This is a genomic window from Komagataeibacter medellinensis NBRC 3288 (genome assembly GCF_000182745.2).
Lineage (GTDB): Bacteria > Pseudomonadota > Alphaproteobacteria > Acetobacterales > Acetobacteraceae > Komagataeibacter > Komagataeibacter medellinensis.
The window spans coordinates 49,387-67,197 of record NC_016037.1 but is presented as its reverse complement, the minus strand read 5'-3'; the positions used below and the strand labels follow the sequence as shown (position 1 = coordinate 67,197).

15 protein-coding genes and 4 pseudogenes are annotated in these 17,811 nt (G+C 58.3%); 13 read left to right on the top strand and 6 right to left on the bottom strand.

Annotated features, from left to right (window positions below):
- The first annotated feature begins 23 nt into the window (after positions 1 to 23).
- Positions 24 to 1,166 (top strand): pyridoxal phosphate-dependent aminotransferase, encoded by a 1,143-nt coding sequence (locus GLX_RS14870; protein WP_014106823.1) that lies wholly within the window; start codon positions 24 to 26, stop codon positions 1,164 to 1,166.
- A 34-nt stretch (positions 1,167 to 1,200) separates the two neighbouring features.
- Here GLX_RS14870 and GLX_RS14865 read toward each other — a convergent pair.
- The 4 genes and pseudogenes from GLX_RS14865 to GLX_RS17600 all read right to left on the bottom strand — a co-directional run.
- Positions 1,201 to 2,201 (bottom strand): annotated as a pseudogene (locus GLX_RS14865) (IS66 family transposase); the annotation flags it as partial.
- A 68-nt stretch (positions 2,202 to 2,269) separates the two neighbouring features.
- A pseudogene (tnpB, locus tag GLX_RS14860) lies at positions 2,270 to 2,604 on the bottom strand (IS66 family insertion sequence element accessory protein TnpB).
- A gap of 113 nt (positions 2,605 to 2,717) precedes the next feature.
- Positions 2,718 to 3,017 (bottom strand): annotated as a pseudogene (locus GLX_RS14855) (transposase); the annotation flags it as partial.
- A 396-nt stretch (positions 3,018 to 3,413) separates the two neighbouring features.
- On the bottom strand, positions 3,414 to 4,049 hold the full coding sequence (locus GLX_RS17600; RefSeq protein WP_014106818.1) for a phospholipase D-like domain-containing protein: 636 nt from the start codon (positions 4,047 to 4,049) through the stop codon (positions 3,414 to 3,416).
- 621 nt (positions 4,050 to 4,670) lie between these two features.
- On the opposite strand from GLX_RS17600, the gene GLX_RS14850 reads away from it, so the two are divergent.
- The 11 genes from GLX_RS14850 to GLX_RS17595 all read left to right on the top strand — a co-directional run bounded on the left by GLX_RS14850 (position 4,671) and on the right by GLX_RS17595 (position 14,739).
- A complete protein-coding gene (locus tag GLX_RS14850) occupies positions 4,671 to 5,129 on the top strand; it encodes a DotD/TraH family lipoprotein (protein ID WP_014106817.1) in 459 nt (152 codons plus the stop codon).
- Positions 5,122 to 6,162 (top strand): type IV secretory system conjugative DNA transfer family protein, encoded by a 1,041-nt coding sequence (locus tag GLX_RS14845; protein WP_041247916.1) that lies wholly within the window; start codon positions 5,122 to 5,124, stop codon positions 6,160 to 6,162. Before GLX_RS14850 ends, GLX_RS14845 begins: the two co-directional genes overlap by 8 nt.
- Positions 6,159 to 7,322: a type IV pilus twitching motility protein PilT gene (locus GLX_RS14840; protein WP_014106815.1), complete on the top strand. Its 1,164-nt coding sequence runs from the start codon at positions 6,159 to 6,161 to the stop codon at positions 7,320 to 7,322. Before GLX_RS14845 ends, GLX_RS14840 begins: the two co-directional genes overlap by 4 nt.
- Positions 7,322 to 7,570 (top strand): IcmT/TraK family protein, encoded by a 249-nt coding sequence (gene icmT / locus GLX_RS14835; protein WP_014106814.1) that lies wholly within the window; start codon positions 7,322 to 7,324, stop codon positions 7,568 to 7,570. Before GLX_RS14840 ends, icmT begins: the two co-directional genes overlap by 1 nt.
- A complete protein-coding gene (locus GLX_RS14830; RefSeq protein ID WP_023524151.1) occupies positions 7,567 to 7,989 on the top strand; it encodes a hypothetical protein in 423 nt (140 codons plus the stop codon). Before icmT ends, GLX_RS14830 begins: the two co-directional genes overlap by 4 nt.
- Complete coding sequence (locus tag GLX_RS14825) at positions 7,986 to 8,495, top strand: lytic transglycosylase domain-containing protein (protein WP_014106812.1); 510 nt, start codon at positions 7,986 to 7,988, stop codon at positions 8,493 to 8,495. The genes GLX_RS14830 and GLX_RS14825 overlap by 4 nt, the downstream gene beginning before the upstream one ends.
- A complete protein-coding gene (locus GLX_RS14820) occupies positions 8,492 to 9,673 on the top strand; it encodes a secretion/conjugation apparatus DotM-related subunit (RefSeq protein ID WP_014106811.1) in 1,182 nt (393 codons plus the stop codon). Before GLX_RS14825 ends, GLX_RS14820 begins: the two co-directional genes overlap by 4 nt.
- The gene (locus GLX_RS14815) at positions 9,648 to 10,259 is read left to right on the top strand and encodes a hypothetical protein (protein ID WP_014106810.1); all 612 of its coding nucleotides are present in this window, start codon (positions 9,648 to 9,650) and stop codon (positions 10,257 to 10,259) included. The genes GLX_RS14820 and GLX_RS14815 overlap by 26 nt, the downstream gene beginning before the upstream one ends.
- A gap of 3 nt (positions 10,260 to 10,262) precedes the next feature.
- Positions 10,263 to 12,605, top strand: a complete 2,343-nt coding sequence (locus GLX_RS14810; RefSeq protein WP_014106809.1) for a type IV secretory system conjugative DNA transfer family protein — start codon at positions 10,263 to 10,265, stop codon at positions 12,603 to 12,605.
- Complete coding sequence (locus tag GLX_RS14805) at positions 12,602 to 13,906, top strand: DUF1173 family protein (protein WP_014106808.1); 1,305 nt, start codon at positions 12,602 to 12,604, stop codon at positions 13,904 to 13,906. Before GLX_RS14810 ends, GLX_RS14805 begins: the two co-directional genes overlap by 4 nt.
- Before the next feature lie 227 nt (positions 13,907 to 14,133).
- The gene (locus tag GLX_RS17595; protein WP_007396654.1) at positions 14,134 to 14,739 is read left to right on the top strand and encodes a hypothetical protein; all 606 of its coding nucleotides are present in this window, start codon (positions 14,134 to 14,136) and stop codon (positions 14,737 to 14,739) included.
- A gap of 34 nt (positions 14,740 to 14,773) precedes the next feature.
- Here the strand turns inward: GLX_RS17595 and GLX_RS17590 are convergent.
- A pseudogene (locus GLX_RS17590) lies at positions 14,774 to 15,047 on the bottom strand (MucR family transcriptional regulator); the annotation flags it as partial.
- Positions 15,048 to 15,353: 306 nt separating this feature from the next.
- On the opposite strand from GLX_RS17590, the gene GLX_RS14790 reads away from it, so the two are divergent.
- Positions 15,354 to 16,898: a Fic family protein gene (locus GLX_RS14790; RefSeq protein WP_014106806.1), complete on the top strand. Its 1,545-nt coding sequence runs from the start codon at positions 15,354 to 15,356 to the stop codon at positions 16,896 to 16,898.
- A 387-nt stretch (positions 16,899 to 17,285) separates the two neighbouring features.
- Here GLX_RS14790 and GLX_RS17585 read toward each other — a convergent pair whose 3' ends face one another.
- Positions 17,286 to 17,771: a Ros/MucR family transcriptional regulator gene (locus GLX_RS17585; RefSeq protein WP_014106805.1), complete on the bottom strand. Its 486-nt coding sequence runs from the start codon at positions 17,769 to 17,771 to the stop codon at positions 17,286 to 17,288.
- Between the last annotated feature and the right edge of the window lie 40 nt (positions 17,772 to 17,811).

Genomic DNA, 17,811 nt, shown 5'->3' with positions numbered 1-17,811 from the left:
CTATTTTCCACCTTGAGGTCATGATGCCTGTTCCGCCAATCGATCCCTTCCATGCGCTGTCCATCAGCGCACTGGCGCATGAACTGGCCGCGCGGGGGCGCAGCATCATTCATATGGAATTTGGCCAGCCTTCCACCGGCGCGCCAAGCACGGCGATCGAACGCGCCCAGCACGTACTGGCGACCGACCCTATGGGCTATTGGGAAAGCCAGCCCCTGAAGGAACGGATCGCCCTGCACTATGACGAAACATATGGCGTTTCGCTCCGGCCTGAACAGATTATCCTGACCTGTGGCGCGTCACCCGCGCTGGTTCTGGCGCTCATGACCAGTTTTGTGCCCGGCGCGCATGTAGCCATGGCGCGACCGGGTTATGTGGCCTACCGCAATGTCGTGCGCTCGCTCCATATGAAACCGGTTGAAATTCCGTGTGGGGAAAAAGAACGCTTCCAGTTTACCCCCCACGCCATTGCTGCGCTTGAACCTGCTCCCGACGGGTTGATCCTGGCCAGTCCCGCCAACCCCACCGGTACCATCCTGTCTCCTGATGAAATACGGCGCATTGTTGACGTCTGTCGCGCGCACGGGATCTGCATCATATCGGATGAAATCTATCACGGCCTGAGTTTTGGCGAACGCGCGCACAGTATTCTGGAATATGATCCCGATGCGCTGGTGGTAAACAGTTTTTCCAAATACTTCAGCATGGCGCCGTGGCGGCTGGGGTGGCTGGTTGTCCCGCCAGCCAAGGTGGAAGCCGCCCGCGCGCGGATGGGTAATCTGTTCCTGCCGCCCGCCGCCCTCAGCCAGCACGCGGCCCTTGCCGCCTTCGATTGCCGCGATGAGCTTGAAGGGCATATGGAAACCTACCGGCGCAATCGTGACCTGCTGTTGCGTGCCCTGCCCGAAATGGGGCTGCGCCATATCGCGCCACCAGATGGAGCGTTCTATATCTATGCCGATATCCGGCACCTGACGGATGACAGCATGGCGTTTTGCAAGCGCCTGTTGCTGGATACGGGTGTTACGACAGCACCGGGCATTGATTTCGACCCCATAGACGGGAAATACTTCATCCGTTTCAGCTTTGCGGTCGCAACGGACCAGATTGATGAAGCCATCCACCGCATGGTTCCGTGGTTTCGGCAGCAAAAAAGTCTTTACTAGAAAATGCGTTGATCTAGCTTAGCATTACCTTGGGAAAACGCGTTGCCGAGTCTGGAGTAGGTGATTTTCCGGACATGCGGCTGCAGCTGTCATGCATCCATTCCATCAGGTTTTCCACGATGGGCGCGCTGAACTGCTGTCGCAGGGCAGCACGCTGCTGTGGCACGACACCATTGATGGTCCGTTCCACCTTGAACAGGCAGTCGATCCTGTGCACGGCCTCCACGGCAAGAGGTGCGCGGCCGAGTTCGGCCAGCCTGAACAGGCCGCGTCGGGCATGCGCCCAGCAGCCCGCCAGCGTGGCGGGCGCAGGCTGTCGTCCCGGCTTTGCCAGGGCATTGTAGCCGGCGTAAGCATCAGCCTGCACGATGCCACTCCAGCCATCAAGGTGAGTGGCAGGATGCTCGCCCCTACGATCGCGGGAGTAGCCGAACCAGGCAGCCAGGGTGGACGTATCCAACGCAATTCCTTCACGGGCAAACGCTGCCGCCTGCCGGTTCAGGGGCTGGTGGACCGCAAACTTCCCGACCAGGACAGAGGCCAGCAGGTGCGGTCCCGCCCGTCCGCGGACGAGGGGATGGAATGGGGCTGGCGGCTGGGTAATGGTCTCGCAGTCCCGACAACTGAACTTCTCGCGCACTGTCTGGATAACCCTGAACCGGCGCGGAATGACCTCAAGGGTTTCCGTGATGCTCTCGCCCAGTTTCGTCAGTCTTGCCGAACCACAGCAGGGACACTGCGCGGGGGCAGGAATGACAACGCGCTCGCGCGGCAGGTCTGACGGAAGGGGTCTGCGTCCGGCATGGCGTTGTGGGCCGGGATCAGTGACCGGGATCGCTGTTTCGGATCCATTGGCCGGGTCATCCTCGGCCATGCCCGTTTCCTACGTTCCGATGAGGCGCCATAACGGCCGTGCCGCATCTTCGCGATGATCAGCCTCAGATGGGTCACCATGGCTTCGGCCGCCCGACGAGCAGCCTCAGATGCCGCGAGAGCGGCCTGCAGGTCACCGATTTTTCCGTGCACATCCTCCATGCCCCAGGAGAGCCATATTATCTGGTGGCGGGGTAATGGAGTTCACCTGTCCATCCCGCAATTCTGCGCTAGCCCGCGACATCAGGCCGCCACGTCCGTTGCCGATGCCGCCAGTCGATGCCTTCAAGCAGGTAACCCAGTTGCGCGGATGATAGCGCAACAACGCCCTCTGCGGGCGACGGCCAGATGAAGCGGCCTTTCTCCAGCCGTTTGGCATAGAGCGACATGCCCAGTCTATCGTGCCAGAGCACTTTCAGCAGATCTCCGCGCCGCCCCCGGAAGGCAAACAGGTCCCCGCATGAGGATTGCGCCCCAAGGCCTCCTGAACCGTCAGGGCCAGACCCGGCATGTCGGTCGCACCCGTTGCCAGCCAGACCTGGACACCGGAAGGAACCGGGATCATGGCCGCAGCAGCATAATCAGGCGTTCAACCCTCTCGGGTGGAACATCGTGACCAAAACGCAGGATGCTGCCATCGCGGAATGTAATTTCCATCTGGCCTGGCGCCTGACCTTCCTTCACGGCAGAACTGTCGATCAGAAGTTCGGCAGGCGGTCCACCGCTCTGCGCCAGCGCCTCGAACAGGCGCGCCCAGACGCCTTTCGCAGCCCAGCGCTGAAACCGATTGTAGAGCGTCTTGCGCGGACCATACGCGGACGGCGCATCCTTCCACCGCGCGCCGGACAGCATGATCTGAATGATGCCACTGATCACACGTCGATCATCCACACGCGGCTTGCCACGCGTATCGGTGGGCAGATGCGGCGCAATCCGCGCAAACTGTCGGTCCGAAAGCCAGAAAAGGTCAACGTCCATCGCTCATCTCCTTTCAGAGACAGCGAATCACAGGCCGCTCATAATGGGAATCCCTTTATGGGTCCGGGCCCTAGCATGACGTCACAGAGCAGCCTCAAGCGGCGCACCACCCCGCACACCGGTCGGTACTGATAAATGATACAGCCGGTCATATAAGATATCACCGCGGCGCGCAGCCGTGGGCTGCACGCTCTTGCGGTCAGCAGATCCGATCGCCAGTCGTCATCCATCGTCAGTTTCCGTTACAGCAATCCTTCCATGAATCGCTGACCGCATCCATTGAGAACCCTTATTGATAATTTCCCGCCAAAGCAGTGCAAGGGCCGACCAGAAAAAATCATTGTATCAAGCGTATAGAAATATATTATATTTAATATTTTAATATCTTAGAAATTTCTATATTGGCGTGGCTTTTCTTCTTATTTCACGCTCCAATTCCAATATCCTATCTGGCAGAGGTGTAGCATTCACAGGGTTTTTTTCATCATAATTTGCTACAATAACTGATGGGAACAAATAAGCTTCCTCTCCTATTATTTCGTTCATTATATTGTCTATTTCTGAAACCGTTTCATCCCAAAATATAACATCACATTCGTAGTTGAAATTTCTCACGTTATCAAACGCTCTTCTAGTAATGTTGCTACTACCTATTGAAGCAAAGACTGGAATATTATTAATTTTTGCAATAGAGATTTTTGCGTGCCACTTGTCTCCAGGAATCCTATAGCCAGAGACACCAAGAGCAGGAGACCCACGATTTATACGTACAACATTGCCAAGAAATCTTAAAAACGCGGAACGTTGCCTATGATAATACCCGAAAATTTCTAAATTTAAAGGGGAGGAAGATGTGAGTCGCCCTCGTAAATTGAATTTAGCACGAGATACGCTATAGGAAGCGTCCTCTTGAAAAAAGCCGCTGCATATAATGACATTGTTTATAGATGGAGAATTTAACGCTCCTCTTACAGCTGCACTGAAGCGATTAACCCTCAATTCCTTTCTTAGAAAAATCGCGATTTTTTTCATTATTAAACCTCAACACAAATATGTTTCATTTTTAATTGTCGGATAAAATCAGTCATCGCATACACGATGCAGTATTATAGTTTGTACGAATTTTCTCAACTGAATTATCCCAGATAAGCCACGCCCGATTAGAAGGGACGGAAAACGTAATGATTACCATAAACAAATAAGCGATCTGTACTGTTATTCCGAGCATAATTGACCTTATGCACTACCTTAATAGACAAATGGGAATAAGGATTCCCAATGGGTGCAGTCCGTGATCCGTAGAAGACTCGCTGTAGCGGAAACTGGCGACGAACAACAACTGGCGCTCGGGTCTGGTGACCACAAGAGCGTGCAACCGATGGCTGCACGCAGCGGCGATGTCTCTTATTTGACACGTCGAATCTCTATCATGTGCATCTCCAATGCACTCCGTAATAGGGAATGGTTAAAATATATCAAGTTGTACTGAGCACCTTAGAGGGCCCCTTAGGTTTAATCCGGCGAGAGCATCTCCCCGGAGAAGGTCTAAAGCTGCTCTCGAGACCCACATGAAAGAAAAAGCAACGCAGCCAATTTTTGCTGTAGCAGTCGCAAGATGATCTTCGAAGCTGCTCCCATTATCCGGAGAAGCTCATGAAACATTCTCTGCTCATTTTTCTTTTGCCCATGGCGCTCAACGCCTGTGCGCAGAGCCTGTCGTCACCTTCTCCCATTGCGACGACCGGCATGGCCAATCCTGAACTGGCCTTGCAGCGGTCAATAGCAGAGACCACGACTGATCTTCGTGAACTTGGCAGCATCCGCCCGTCTCCGGTCGTGGCATCTGCCAACCAACCCCCGCTCCCCGATGACCTGACCCGCCGGATCTGGTTCGTGTGGGACGGCCCGCTGGGCAAGGCAGTCGCAAAACTCGGCCAGGAGATTGGCTATAGCGTGATTGTCACCGGCCATCCCCGCGCAATGCGCGTCGCGACCAACAGCGTTGCCGCCGTGGTGGATATCCTTCGGACATTGGGCGATCAGGCCGGAGATCAGGCCATGGTCTCGGTAGACCCGCTTCACCACGCGATAACGGTGGCCTGGCATGCGTAAGATGGCGCTCTTTCTATCTTCGGCCATCGTCGTGACGGCCGCAGGCAGCCCGACCCATGCGGCGTCTGTCTCCACGGGGAAGGTTGTCATTGAGGAGGGGCAGCACGTCCGGCTACCGAGATCGTCTCCATCCCCGCCATCGGCCCGCAGCGGCACATTGGTCCCGGAGCCACAGCCGCCCCAGCCGGGTGCGGATCAGGTGGACGGGGCTGACCCCGCCCTTGCCAATCCCATCAATAAACCGGTGACAGGGGCCTCAACGCTCGACGAGGTGGTCGGCGGCGAAGCGCCACCCTCTCTTGAGGCCCTTGAGAACACCCGCCCCAATGACGAGCTAGGCGATGACCTGAAACCCGGTCGAAGCGCCCAGCTTCGGGAAGCCGCGCATATTTACGGCGCGCAGGGCGGTCTGGCCGCCCGGGCATTCGCCATCAACGAGATGCTGCGGCGCCATGAGGAGACACTCGACGCCACTTATGATTTCCGGTCGATCGTGCTTCCGATCGGGAGTGGCCAGACCCTCATGCAGCCCCCCATCGTCACCGAGGCACAGATGGCCTTCGCGCTCAATGACACCGGCCAGGTGGCGCACGAGACAGAATGTGTTTTCGAGATCACCCGGGAGGCACAACTGACATCCGCGCCCCCGGACTGGCGCACGTATCTCGTCCGGACATGGGGCAAACCGCATCACCCGGTAGCCGCGGCCCTGCCCCGCACAAAGGCGGAAGTGTCACACTGGAACCAGTGGGTGGCCGAAGGCTGGGCAGATGGAGAAAAGCAGGCAACCGAGATCTTCCTCTCCGACCTGTCGCGCCTGCAGCGCGACATTACCGGCATGGCCCGCTACCGGGTGCTGCTGAACGCCGGGCGCGTCGAAGAACCGCGCGTCGTGTTCGAGCACCAGGACGCCGTGGGAGGAGGAGACACCCTCCACCTCAATGACCGCACGATCCGGATCGCGAGCCAGCCGGGGCTTCAGGGCCACGTCCGGCGCGGAAGCGACTACGGTTATCCGGAGCATTGCCGATGAATATCACCATCCCCGTCACGACCGACGAACGCTGGCCGGATGAAGGCAGGAAAGCGTTTGCCTGGGTCGAGGAGCGACGGCGTAACGCGCCGGGGCTGGACTCCCTCCTTCGCTGGGCGCATGGCCTCGGCGCCTCGCGCATCGACATCAAGACCGGCCATCCGGTCACGATCAAGGTGCACGGCGTGATCCGCTACGCCACATGTAAAGCGACGGACTCCCTCGCGCTGGCGGATATCGTCGGCCATGTCTATGCCTCTGACGGGATGGCCATGCTTGGTGTCGGCCATATCCTCGATACGGCCTACAGCGTGGCACTGGACCGCAAGGTCAATCTGCGTTTCCGGATCAATCTTTCACCCATTTCGGTCAAGCGGGGCAGCGGCGTCCACGTCGTCATGCGTCCGATCCCCGCGCGTCCCGCAAGCCTTGACCAGCAGATGGTCGAACAGGAAATCCGGGACACGAACAGGCTCAAAAGCGGCATGGTCCTGTTTGGTGGGGCAACCGGTTCCGGAAAGACCACGTTGCAATTCGGGCTTGCCATCGAAAAACTCATGGACCCGACCGTGTATTGCGACATGGCAACTGGCGAGGAGCCCATCGAGTTCCTGCTGGACGACCTGCGACCGCCTTCAGGCTCGCGGATCAGCCAGACGGAGATCCGCCCTCCTACCCTGACTTTTCCCACGTTCACCCGCAGCCTGACACGCCGCGAGATGAGCGATGGCATCATCACGGAATGTCGGGACGGCGAGACCATGAATGCAGCCATCAATATCGCCATGATGGGCGGTATCCTGGGCACGACGCTGCATGCAGACAGCGTCTCCCTCATGATCCAGCGCGCGATCGCGCTCTGTCCGCCCTCGGAACGTGACAACCTCGTCTCGGCCCTCGCTCAGGCGCTCCGGTTCTGCATCAACCAGCGCCTTGTGCCCCGCAAGGGCGGCGGGCGTGTTGCGATCCGCGAATTCCTCACCTTCGATCGTGATCTGCGCCGCAAGCTGACCCGGACCGAGCCAACAGACTGGCCGGACGTCGTGGCCGACGCGGTCGAGGCGCAGGGCCAGTCTTTCGGAAAGGCCATCCGCAAACTGCTTGATGCCGATCTGATCACCGAAGACACCGCTCTGGCGGAAGAAAGGAGAGACGCGTGATGTGGCGTGCAACGGCCTATCCTGTCCGGGTTTTCATTCTCGATGCCCGCGCCTGTTTTCCCATTCTCATCTCCGTGACACACTGGAGCCTCACCACCCTGCTGATCGGGGTCTTCGGCGTGGTGTTTTTCGGCACGATCTCGTTTTTCGGGCTGACGCTGCCGGCCGCGATACGCTCCATGCGACGCTTCCTCATCGGGCCGGTCCGCACCGCCCTGCCGACATGGCAAAGGAGGCGGTTCTCATGAGCGCGATCGACCTGGCGGCGATCAGTGCGGCGCAGACACGGCTTCTGGCCAAAATCGGCAAGCCGATTGAACTGCTGGACCGTGGCACCGGAAAACGGGTGGTCGTATCACCGGCTGACGCGGCACACCCTGAAGCCTATCTGCCCATTTTCCTGATCAGTGCCGAAACCCAGTGGCTGGAACTGACGGGAACGGGCTTTGCCCTTGATGTCAGCAGGACGCCCGACAGCGCGCTCGGCTATGCCGTCCGCAAGGTGCGCGCCGGTTCATTTACGGTCGTGATGTTATGTCTGATCGATGTCACGATGAGGCTTGCGGAGATGGACGACGCGCTGGTCCTCAATCATCTGATCGACTTCTGGGGCGAAGCCCATGGCCGGATCGCTGATGTCGCGCCGACCTTGCAGGGGGCGACATGATCCCCCGTCTCGCTCTGGCGGCATTCGGGGCGTTTCCCTTTTTTGTCGCCAGCACGACCGCCCGCGCCACGAGCATCGAAGAAAATGGCCGCCAGATTGCAACGTGTCTGGAGGCTTCGGCAAAAATCTCCGGTGTGCCCCGTGGCGTGCTGCTCGTCCTCCTCTATGTCGAGGCCGGCCGTCCCGGAATGGTCAGCCCGAACGGTAACGGCACGGCGGATCTCGGACCGATGCAGGTCAACACGACATGGGTTGATCGCATCGCGAGGCGATGGCACAGCACGCCCGCGCAAACATATGCGGCGCTGCGCGACAGTTCGTGCGCCAATATCGAGGCAGGCGCCTGGATCCTTGGTCAGGCGATGCACGAGGCACACGGCGACCTCTGGCAGGCCGTGGCATTCTATCACTCTCATACCCCACGCCATGGCAACGCCTATCTCCGGCGTTTCTACGACATCGCCCTCACGATGATGGCCAGAAGCCGCAGGGACGATCGCTCATGAGCACAAACCGCGTCCCATGGTCATCCAGCGATGACTATCTGCTCTTTTCCTCGATCATCATCATCGTCGGGGTCCTGCTGTTCAGCTACATGGCCTGGAGCCTGTGGCATACGCAGATCACGGCCTTCTATCTGCGGGCCATGCTGGGGCAGATCAACCTGCTGCATACGTCCGATCCCGACCTGATGCGCCTGCGGTTCCAGTTGCAGGCCGCACAATATCGACCGGACCTGGTGCGGGCGATCCAGCTTTATTATGGCCTTGCGATCCTGGGCAATGCCCTGAAATGGCCGGTGGCCATCGTGATTGCGCTCATGGGCGGGTTATGCATGTGGCGTGCTGCCCCCGGCCGTTTTGCAAAGGCGCTCGATCTGGAAGGTCTGATCGCAGTCCAGGCAGAAATGTTTCCGACACTGAAAGGCTTCGTCCGACGTCGACTGGACAGGCTTGTAACGCCTACGGATGGTACTCCCCTGCCCGCGGACCCGGCCCTGACACGTGCCGAATGGCGCGCGCGCTTCGCTGTCGATGCACAGGACCGCTACAGTGAAACCGGCGCGCTCGAAGCGTTCACGCGCCAGCTGGGCCGCCACTGGTCCAGCATCCACGCCGCGTCCCCTGTCGAACAGGTGCTTCTCGTTGCCTTTGCGATGCACTACCTCCAGAGGCGCCGGGAAGCCCTCGCCCTGCTTGGTGAACTCTCTGCCTGCCTGGCCGACGCTGGCCTTGATGGTCCCCATGGTCCGCTGGCGCCGCTCACGGTGCCAGAGTCCGTTGTGCGAAGCGCCCGCTCTGCCCTGCAGGACAAGGAAATCAAAAACTGTATCGATACGGTCTGCGAGCGCAGCGGATGGAGCGTGACCGCGCTCATGACCCTGCTGCACGAGGCCCGGCGGCAGGCGGGCGTACTGGCACCCTCCTCATTCGCCATCGTGAAGCTCATCGACCGATCATTGTGGTACGCGCTGCACTCACTCGGCTTTCCTGCTGAAATCCCGGCCGAAGACCTTCATCCCAATCCCCGCATCGAGGCCGCCGGCGCGCGTGCGCACTGGAGCGAAGAACGGCGCTACCAGCGTCCGATCTACATCCCTGCGGTTGAGAACGCACTCGCCATCCTGCGCCCGATGCCCGAAGCACAAGGATCTTCCCATGACCCGTATCATCCTCCACGCTGATGGCCGGGCGCCCATCACCGTTGAACTCGACGGGACAGGCTTACAGCCCCTCCATCTCCATCTCCATCTCGGATCTGATTTCGGGCAGACGAAGACAAGCGATGCGGCACCGACTGTACCAGAAACGGCAGCAGCACGACGCGGGCGCCTGAAAAAGGCATTGCCCGCGCTCATCGCCGGGGGGCTGGCCGCCATCCTGATCATCGGCACACGTCAGGCCATGGTTTCCGACCGCGCTGTTCCCGACACGGGGCCCGCTGGCATGCTACGACCGCCTGCAATTCTACCCCCACTCTCCGGCTCGCCCATGACGGACGAAGGCGCGTCAGGGGGCCGCTCAACCTATGTCCCGGGCGCACGCATGCCGGTCGACGGGAATGTGGTCGGCAATCCCGACGGTCACCCGGCGAGCGCGGAAATCGATGCCGCACGACGCATCATGACGCAGCGGCCCGTCGTCACTTATCCGCAACCCCCAGGTAGCGCGCAGACAGCGCCGACGGCGCCGGTTTCCCCCACGGCACCAACCGCGCCCGTGGCGCCCATGATCGACACGGGAAAATCTCCTTTCGGGCTGGAAGACTGACGCATGGTGAAGCGCGAGATCGGCGGGCCGCAGGTCCACCAGCAACTGAAACACGGCTCTACCTATCGCGACACGCGTCCCTTCACGGTCCGGATCGCCGAAGAGCTGCAATCCAGCAGTTCCGGGTTCGCCCTCATGATTCTGGCAGGGCTCAGCGTGCTGGCTCCCGCGATCGTCGGGATCACCTTTCCCCTCGCCCTTTGCCTGACGCTCTGGGTCATGACCCGCCAACCCGTGCTGCCTTTTCATCTGCCCAGATATTCCGGACTGAAGGACAAACACGATCTTGACCCCAAAACCCGTCGGCCGCGAGCGGCGGCAGGCATCATATATCTTGGAACGGACGGACTGACTGGCCAGCAACTCTGGCTTTCATCCGACGCGGGGCGCCAGCACGCCGCCGTGCCAGGCACAACGGGTGCAGGCAAAACGACATCCGCCATCTCCCTGCTGGCCAATCCTCTTGCGCACGGATCCGGGTTCATCCTGATCGACGGCAAGGGTGACAACACGGTCCACGGCGATGTACTGGCGCTTGCCCGCCGCTTCGGGCTGGACGACCAGGTGCTCAATCTCAATTTTCTGACCGCAAGCGGCATCCGCCAGTCCAATACGTTCAATCCGTTTGCGACCGGCAACGCCGACGCCATCCGTGAAATGCTGGTCAGCCAGCTTGGTGAGCCGTCGAGCAATGACGCCAACGGCGTCTTTCGGGACCGTGCTGTCGGCCTTGCCGGCACGATCGCGCCAGTGCTGACCTGGATGCGCGACACCCACGGCGTGCCGATCAACATCGAGACCATGCGCTACGCCATGGAACTGCGCTGGATCGGCACGCTGGCCCGGCATCGCGTATTCCTGATCCGCAATCCCGGCTTCGATCACCCCATCGAGATCAGCGTGCCCGAAATTCCCGACGACATCCTCTATCCGGCCCAGGCCTATCTGGGCGAACTGCCAGGATATGATTCCTCTCTGGCGTGGAATGAGCAGAAAGAAAACAAACCGAGCGAGCAGCATGGCTACGCCAAGATGTATTTCACCCGGGTCTTCACGCAGCTTGGCGTCAGTCTCGGGCACATATTCCGCGCCCAGATCCCTGATATCGACATGCGCGATGTGGTGCTGAACCGCCGCATTCTCGTCGTCACGCTGCCCGCGCTGGAGAATTCATCGGATACGCTGGCCGGACTGGGCAAGATCGTGGTCGCGGCCGGCCGCGGCGTCATGGCCCAGCTTCTTGGCGCCCGCCTTGACGGCCCCGCCGAGCAGGTCTTCAAGCTCAAGGCAGGCAGCGGCGACGCGCCGTTCCATTTTTTCTACGACGAACTCTCCGCCTACGTCACGGACGGCATGGACCGGCAGCTGGCCATGGGACGCGGCCTGAACTGCATGTTCTGGCTGGGGTTTCAGGATCTTCCGGGTCTTACGACACGCATCGGCGACAAAGCCTTTACCCTGCTCGGCAACGCCAACCTCACCCACGCCATGCGCCTGCAGGATGCCATGCGCACGCGCGAGTGGATCGAAAAGCAGTCCGATCGGATCGAGGTCAGTCAAGCCACGCATTTTGAAGGCAACTCCGCCGGAAGTTACCGGGAAGGACGGGGCGCCGAAGTCCGGGAAGTCGCCCGTATTCCCTGGGCAGACCTTCAGTCACTCATCGAGGGCGAGGCCATAACGATGTATGCCGGTCGCATCGTCCATTCGAAGACGTTCTTTGCCGCCGTCAATGGGCGGTCAGGCGCGATCCGCATGGCTCAGCCGGTCATGCTTGCAGCGCCGCTGGACCTGAATCGGGTGCCCCCGGACCAGCAGTTGCTCGCCCTCCTCGCGACGATCGAAGGCGGCCTGTTTCAGTCTGAACTGACCACGGTACACGACGAGCCGGATGTTCGCGCACTCCAGGAAGCAGTCGACCGCCTCGGTCCAGGTTCTCAAGACATCCTGTGCAATTTTGCACAGATTGGTGCAGCAGTCGCCGCCGCACCACGCCGGGTTGCGACCGCCAATGACGATGAAGAGAATGAGCACGCAGCCGGAACAGACATGCTGACACCATTTTCCTATATGCTGCGTCACGCTGCCTCCATCCCGAAACCCGGTTTTCGGACACAGCCCCGCACCATACCTCCCATCGACGGTCACCTGCTTGGACGCCTGGAGGCTATTGAACGCCGCGTGGACCGGCAGCCTGGTGTAGCCCGGCGTCAGGCACTGCTTATGTTGGGTGTCAGGGACGCGATGACAAAAGGCGCATCGAAGGAGGGCGCTGCCAGCACCGGGATGACCGAGAAGGAAATCCTCGCCCAGATCAGGATATTGCGAGAAAAAACCTCGGCATGACCGGCACGATCATCATCCTTCCCGGCGGGGAAAGGTTCCAGCTCGAATGGCGCCGGACCGACCCGGAGCGCTGGGAACGCCGCCTGAAGGCAAAATATGATGAGAGCCGGAGCGCGGAGCGTTCTGACAAGGCGCGATGCCTGTGCCAGCATCGCGGGGCCTCATTGCCTCTACAGATCCGTTACCGGGCGGACAGTCACAGTTATCACCTCGCCGTCTGGCCAAATGAAGGGCCGTTGCACGAAAAGACATGCCCCTTCTACAAGCCTGATCCGAAGAAAAGTGGGCGCGCCAGCTATGTCAATAGCGTAATTCGCGAGGGTGAGGATGGGGATGTCGCTGTGACCCTGTCGATCGGCCTGCGCCGCAAGGGGCCACCCCGGCCAGTCGATGACACGCCACTGCCTGCTTCAGATCAGCCCGGACAGGCGCGACAGCGCCGGATGACGCCTCTCGGGCTGCTCCATCTCCTGTGGGAACGGGCGGGGCTGACCGAATGGCGGCCGCAATTTGCCAGACACCGCACACTGACGGTGGCCCTGGGTCGGATTGCCTCTGCCGGAACCAGGATCCGGGCGCAGGGCAGACTGATCTCCGATCTTCTATGCCCTGTTGCCCCAGGGCATGAAAAGTTCGGACGGCGTCTCCATGCCATTGTCAGGACAGAAGGACAGGAAAACCATCTGTTCCTGATCGGGTTCGTGGAGGCTCTGGAACCAGATCCCAGGGGCAATTTCACGATGGCCCTGAGCGGACAGCGCGACGGTTACCGCTGCTTTCTGACAGTGCCTGCGGCCGAGAGGAACCGTCTTGCCCGGTCGCACCAACTGGCGGCAGCCACGCTCGCCCTGCCCGAAGCGGCGCGGCAGGCACATGTTGTAGCGCTGCTCTATGTGACGGCGCGAAACATCCTAGCCCCCAATAGCCGGTGGAGGGGCTGGATCCAGGCGGAAGTCAGGACCGGTGCCCTGATGACCGTCTCTCGCAGCATGCTTCCTTTCGAAAGCAGCCATGAACTGGCGGTAGCCGATGCCCTCGTGGCAGCGGGACGCGCATTCGAAAAACCACTGCGTTTCGACGCGGAACGGGATCTCGTTTTCCCGGATTTCATCCTGCAGGACACGGCGCGGAATGACGGATATCCAATGGAAGTTTTCGGTCGCACGGACGAGGCCTACGCTACCAGACGAGCCGAAAAGGAAAATTACTACGACGCGACCTTCGGAGCGGGTGGATGGTGGTCATGGGATGCGACAACAGGGAGCCGGATGCCGCCTTTTCCATCAGGCAGGCTGAGATAAAACAGGGTGACTTCTTCACTTGGCTGCCTTATATGTAGCACCATGAAGCTGAACTCCCATCAGGTTGCTCTGGCAGCAATAAGAAAGCAAACCCTTGCGAACACGAAGAGCAAGCGGACAGCCCATGCGGCTTTGCTGCGAATGGGGATTATCGATAGCAAAGGCGCGGTTACCAAAGAGTACACGCGTGACCCACGCATTGAGGGCATGCTTAAAGCGTAACTGCGTTGACAGCTCTTCATACATCTTTTGTACTCGGTTATCATGGTTGTTCTGAAGAGGTCGGCCGGAAACTGATTAACGGAGAAAGCGCACCAACTCCGTCGGAGACCGACTACGATTGGCTTGGACCGGGTTTCTATGTCTGGGAGTCCGACCCGTTACGTGCGCAAGAATGGGCATATCAGAAACAGCGCCGGGATTCCGGTTTCAAACCGTTCGTTATTGGTCTGGTCGTAGATCTGGGCAACTGTCTTGATTTAACGACACGCGAAGACCTGGAGATGCTCAAGACCGCCTATGAAGGCCTGCGAGAGACATTAAGCACGGATGATATACCGATGCCGGTGAATCATGATTCCCGGCACGACGTAAATAGTGATAAACTTTTTCGTAACCTCGACTGCGCTGTTATCAGGTATCTTCACGATTCTATTGAAGCCACAGGGTCTCATCTCGCACCTTATGATACGGTGCGCGGCCTTTTCCAGGAAGGCGGCGAACTCTATCCCGGTAGCGCCTTCCGGGAAAAGACACACACGCAGATCGCAATCCGCAATCTGGATTGTATAAAAGGAATCTTTCGTCTGCCGGACTCTAGCGTCGGGATATAAGGTAGACAGCCGTCTGTTCATCATCATGACTGAATCAAAAGAACAGCCACGCCGCCTCGTCTGACGGCGCGCTCCGCTTTTGGTGGATGGCCTTCTTTCTGCCCCGACGCTTCTCCTGCGACCTCTCTGGCAATGCCGGTTCCGTTGCCTATATCATCAAATTCTGTCGCAGCAGACGTTATGTCTCGCCCCAATCCGATTTCTCGTGCAAGTTCCGATCTGCGCACTGTGTAATTGGGAGCGACCATAGGATAATGAGACGGAAGTCCCCACTTCCGCCGATATTCTTCAAGCGTCACGCCATAGGATGTTGATTTTCATTGAGAACTGATGGTGTGGACGGCTCGCAGTGGTCCTGAGAGGATGCTGAAGAGTTGACTGTCCAGTGGAGGAAACCATCACGCCGCAGTTGATCCGTACCATCAGTTCTCAGTCAAAATCAACGCCATGAGGGCGCTTCAGCGAATGGGAATTATTGATCACAAAGACGAAGTGACGCAATCATACGCGTGGCCACGGCTGTCCATATATATTTTTTTACACAAGGCACCGTTTATATGCGATTTTAAGCATCAATAAACGGTTTTGGACAACTCGGCAGGAATCTAATTCGAATGGCGGACCCGATTGGCGGCATGTGGCTCGCACTGAAATATGATGCAGAGCCATTCGGCGGACTGGCTGTCAAAAGCCAGCTTGGAAGTCGCCGGTCGAGCAGTCATCATAATTTATACAGCATCGAGACATATCCCGAAAACATGCGTCCGGCCGACACGGCAGCCGCACATCTGCAGTTTCATCTGCGACACGAACCCACTAGCCTTGAGTTGCTGGCGCGCGTTTTTGCGAAGACCGGACCAGGTTTTGTCCAGGAGTGGATAAACAGTGCACCGACAGGGCAATATGCCAGACGGGCGTCATTTCTCTTTGAGTTCGTCACCGGACAAACGCTCGTGCCGCCAGTCGACCTCGGCGGCAACTACGTCTCCGCACTGGACGGATCTTTTCAGGTAACAGCGTCTCCAGACAGGATGAGCAACGTCAGCCGATGGCGCGTCCGTGACAACATGCCCGGGAACCGCTTTTTTTGTCCCTTTATCCCGCTATCCACTCAACTCAAGACGGCTTCGGAGATGGACGTGTCTGCCGGTTACGGTGAACTGGTGCAGGAGTTCGGCGAGAACATGCTTGCCCGGGCCGCAGTGTGGCTGACAAACCGGGAAAGCAAGGCAAGTTTCACCATTGAAGGTGAGGAGCATCAACTTGACCGGATCCAGCGCTTCAGCCACGTACTCGCCACGAGAACCGGGCAAGGGACAGTCCCCCTGACAGATACTGACCTTGCCGAATTGCAACGCAACATCCTCGGTGACGTCACAATAACCGAGCATTTTGGCTTGCGGCTGTCACCGGTATTCGTTGGAGAATACACGATGAGGTACGAGAATGTTGTTCACTACCTCGCGCCTCCCGCAGACGACGTAGCGGATATGCTTGAGGGATTAAAAATTTTCCTCGACAGGACTGAAGGACAGTCTCCTGTCATGCGTAGCGCCGTGGCAGCCTTCGGGTTTGTCTACATCCATCCTCTTTCTGACGGGAACGGCCGTGTCCACCGGTTCCTGATAAATGACGTTCTCAGGCGGGACGGCGCCATCCCCGACCAGATCATCCTTCCCATCTCAGCCACCATCATTGGAGACCCGACGAGCAGGCGAAACTACGACCAGATTCTGGACAGGGTTTCAAAACCCCTGATGCGACAGATCACGGATCATGTCTCTTTCGATCGTGACATGAAGACCTATCCTGATGGGATAAAATCCAATCTCGACTTCTCAAGCCCTGATCTGGCGAGACCGGCCTGGCGCTATATCAATTTCGCCCCCCACGTTATCTATCTCAGCGCAGCACTAGAGATGACCATCAAGCACCACATGAAAGAGGAAGCCATATATCTCCGGTCGCACCATAATGCCCGGCAGGCACTCAAGGAGCTTGTTGAAATGCCGGATATGGATGCCGACCGCATCATCAGGTCATTACGGGATACTCGTTTCATACCCAGCGGCAAGATTCAGAAAGAATATCCCATGATCGAAAAATTCACGCTTTGGAACGCCATCTCTGAGGCGCTGAGGCATTCATTCTCTGAATGACTACACGTGGACCGCCCGTGACAAGAAGAAAGTTGTCCGTCACCAGACATGGGATCTGCAAAAGGATTGTCCGAGTGGAAAAGGCAGGCTGCCCTCGTGAGAGCACAACTTTGTAGACATCGCTTATGGATTTTCACTGAGAACTGAATTCTTCCACAAGGTGCATAACGCAAGGCTTAGGATCGCGATCCGCAACCTGGATTGTATAAAAAGCATCTTTCGTCCGGATTTATCGACGTAACGCCCCGAACTGGATCATGGTCCGGTCAAACAGGAACAGCCGCTGTCGGCACCCTACGACGTAGCGAAGAAGTTCTGCCTTCGTATATTGCCGCGTTCCTGAGCCAGCAGAGCGCCGCGCCGCCCGGTCGGCGGCGCGTTCCCCTTTTAGTGGATGGCCTTCTTTCTACCCCGGCGACGTCCTTGCGGCCTGTCAGACAATGTAGGTTCTGTCGTGTCCTCATCACCAGATTTGGTGGCAGTGGACATTATATCCCGCCCCAGCCCAATCTCTCTTGCAAGTTCCGATCGGCGTACTGTGTAATTGGGAGCGACCATAGGGTAATGAGATGGAAGTCCCCATTTCCGCCGATATTCTTCAGGCGTCATGCCATAGGATGCCTGCAGATGCCGTTTGAGCATTTTCAGCTTTTTCCCATCTTCAAGACATATGATATAATCCGGAAATACGGACCGCTTGATGGGAACGGCAGGTATCTGTTCTTTTACGCCCGAAGCAGTCGGGACGGACAATGAATTGTAAACAGTCCCAATCAGCCTGATAAGTTCGTCCGGCGATATTTTATTTTCCGATACATAAGCAGTTATGATTTCCACGGTCAGCGCCAGCTGTCTTTGTTGTTCTTCGGGCATTGTCCATCACCTCAACAGACGAAAAAACTGTGACCCTGTA

Coding starts and splice junctions, on each gene's coding strand:
- GLX_RS14850 (WP_014106817.1), top strand. CDS start 4,671: ATGAAACATTCTCTGCTCATTTTTCTTTTGCCCATGGCGCTCAACGCC.
- GLX_RS14825 (WP_014106812.1), top strand. CDS start 7,986: ATGATCCCCCGTCTCGCTCTGGCGGCATTCGGGGCGTTTCCCTTTTTT.
- GLX_RS14810 (WP_014106809.1), top strand. CDS start 10,263: ATGGTGAAGCGCGAGATCGGCGGGCCGCAGGTCCACCAGCAACTGAAA.
- GLX_RS17585 (WP_014106805.1), bottom strand. CDS start 17,771: ATGCCCGAAGAACAACAAAGACAGCTGGCGCTGACCGTGGAAATCATA.
- GLX_RS14805 (WP_014106808.1), top strand. CDS start 12,602: ATGACCGGCACGATCATCATCCTTCCCGGCGGGGAAAGGTTCCAGCTC.
- GLX_RS14790 (WP_014106806.1), top strand. CDS start 15,354: ATGGCGGACCCGATTGGCGGCATGTGGCTCGCACTGAAATATGATGCA.
- icmT (WP_014106814.1), top strand. CDS start 7,322: ATGTGGCGTGCAACGGCCTATCCTGTCCGGGTTTTCATTCTCGATGCC.
- GLX_RS17600 (WP_014106818.1), bottom strand. CDS start 4,049: ATGAAAAAAATCGCGATTTTTCTAAGAAAGGAATTGAGGGTTAATCGC.
- GLX_RS14820 (WP_014106811.1), top strand. CDS start 8,492: ATGAGCACAAACCGCGTCCCATGGTCATCCAGCGATGACTATCTGCTC.
- GLX_RS14815 (WP_014106810.1), top strand. CDS start 9,648: ATGACCCGTATCATCCTCCACGCTGATGGCCGGGCGCCCATCACCGTT.
- GLX_RS14840 (WP_014106815.1), top strand. CDS start 6,159: ATGAATATCACCATCCCCGTCACGACCGACGAACGCTGGCCGGATGAA.
- GLX_RS14845 (WP_041247916.1), top strand. CDS start 5,122: ATGCGTAAGATGGCGCTCTTTCTATCTTCGGCCATCGTCGTGACGGCC.
- GLX_RS14870 (WP_014106823.1), top strand. CDS start 24: ATGCCTGTTCCGCCAATCGATCCCTTCCATGCGCTGTCCATCAGCGCA.
- GLX_RS14830 (WP_023524151.1), top strand. CDS start 7,567: ATGAGCGCGATCGACCTGGCGGCGATCAGTGCGGCGCAGACACGGCTT.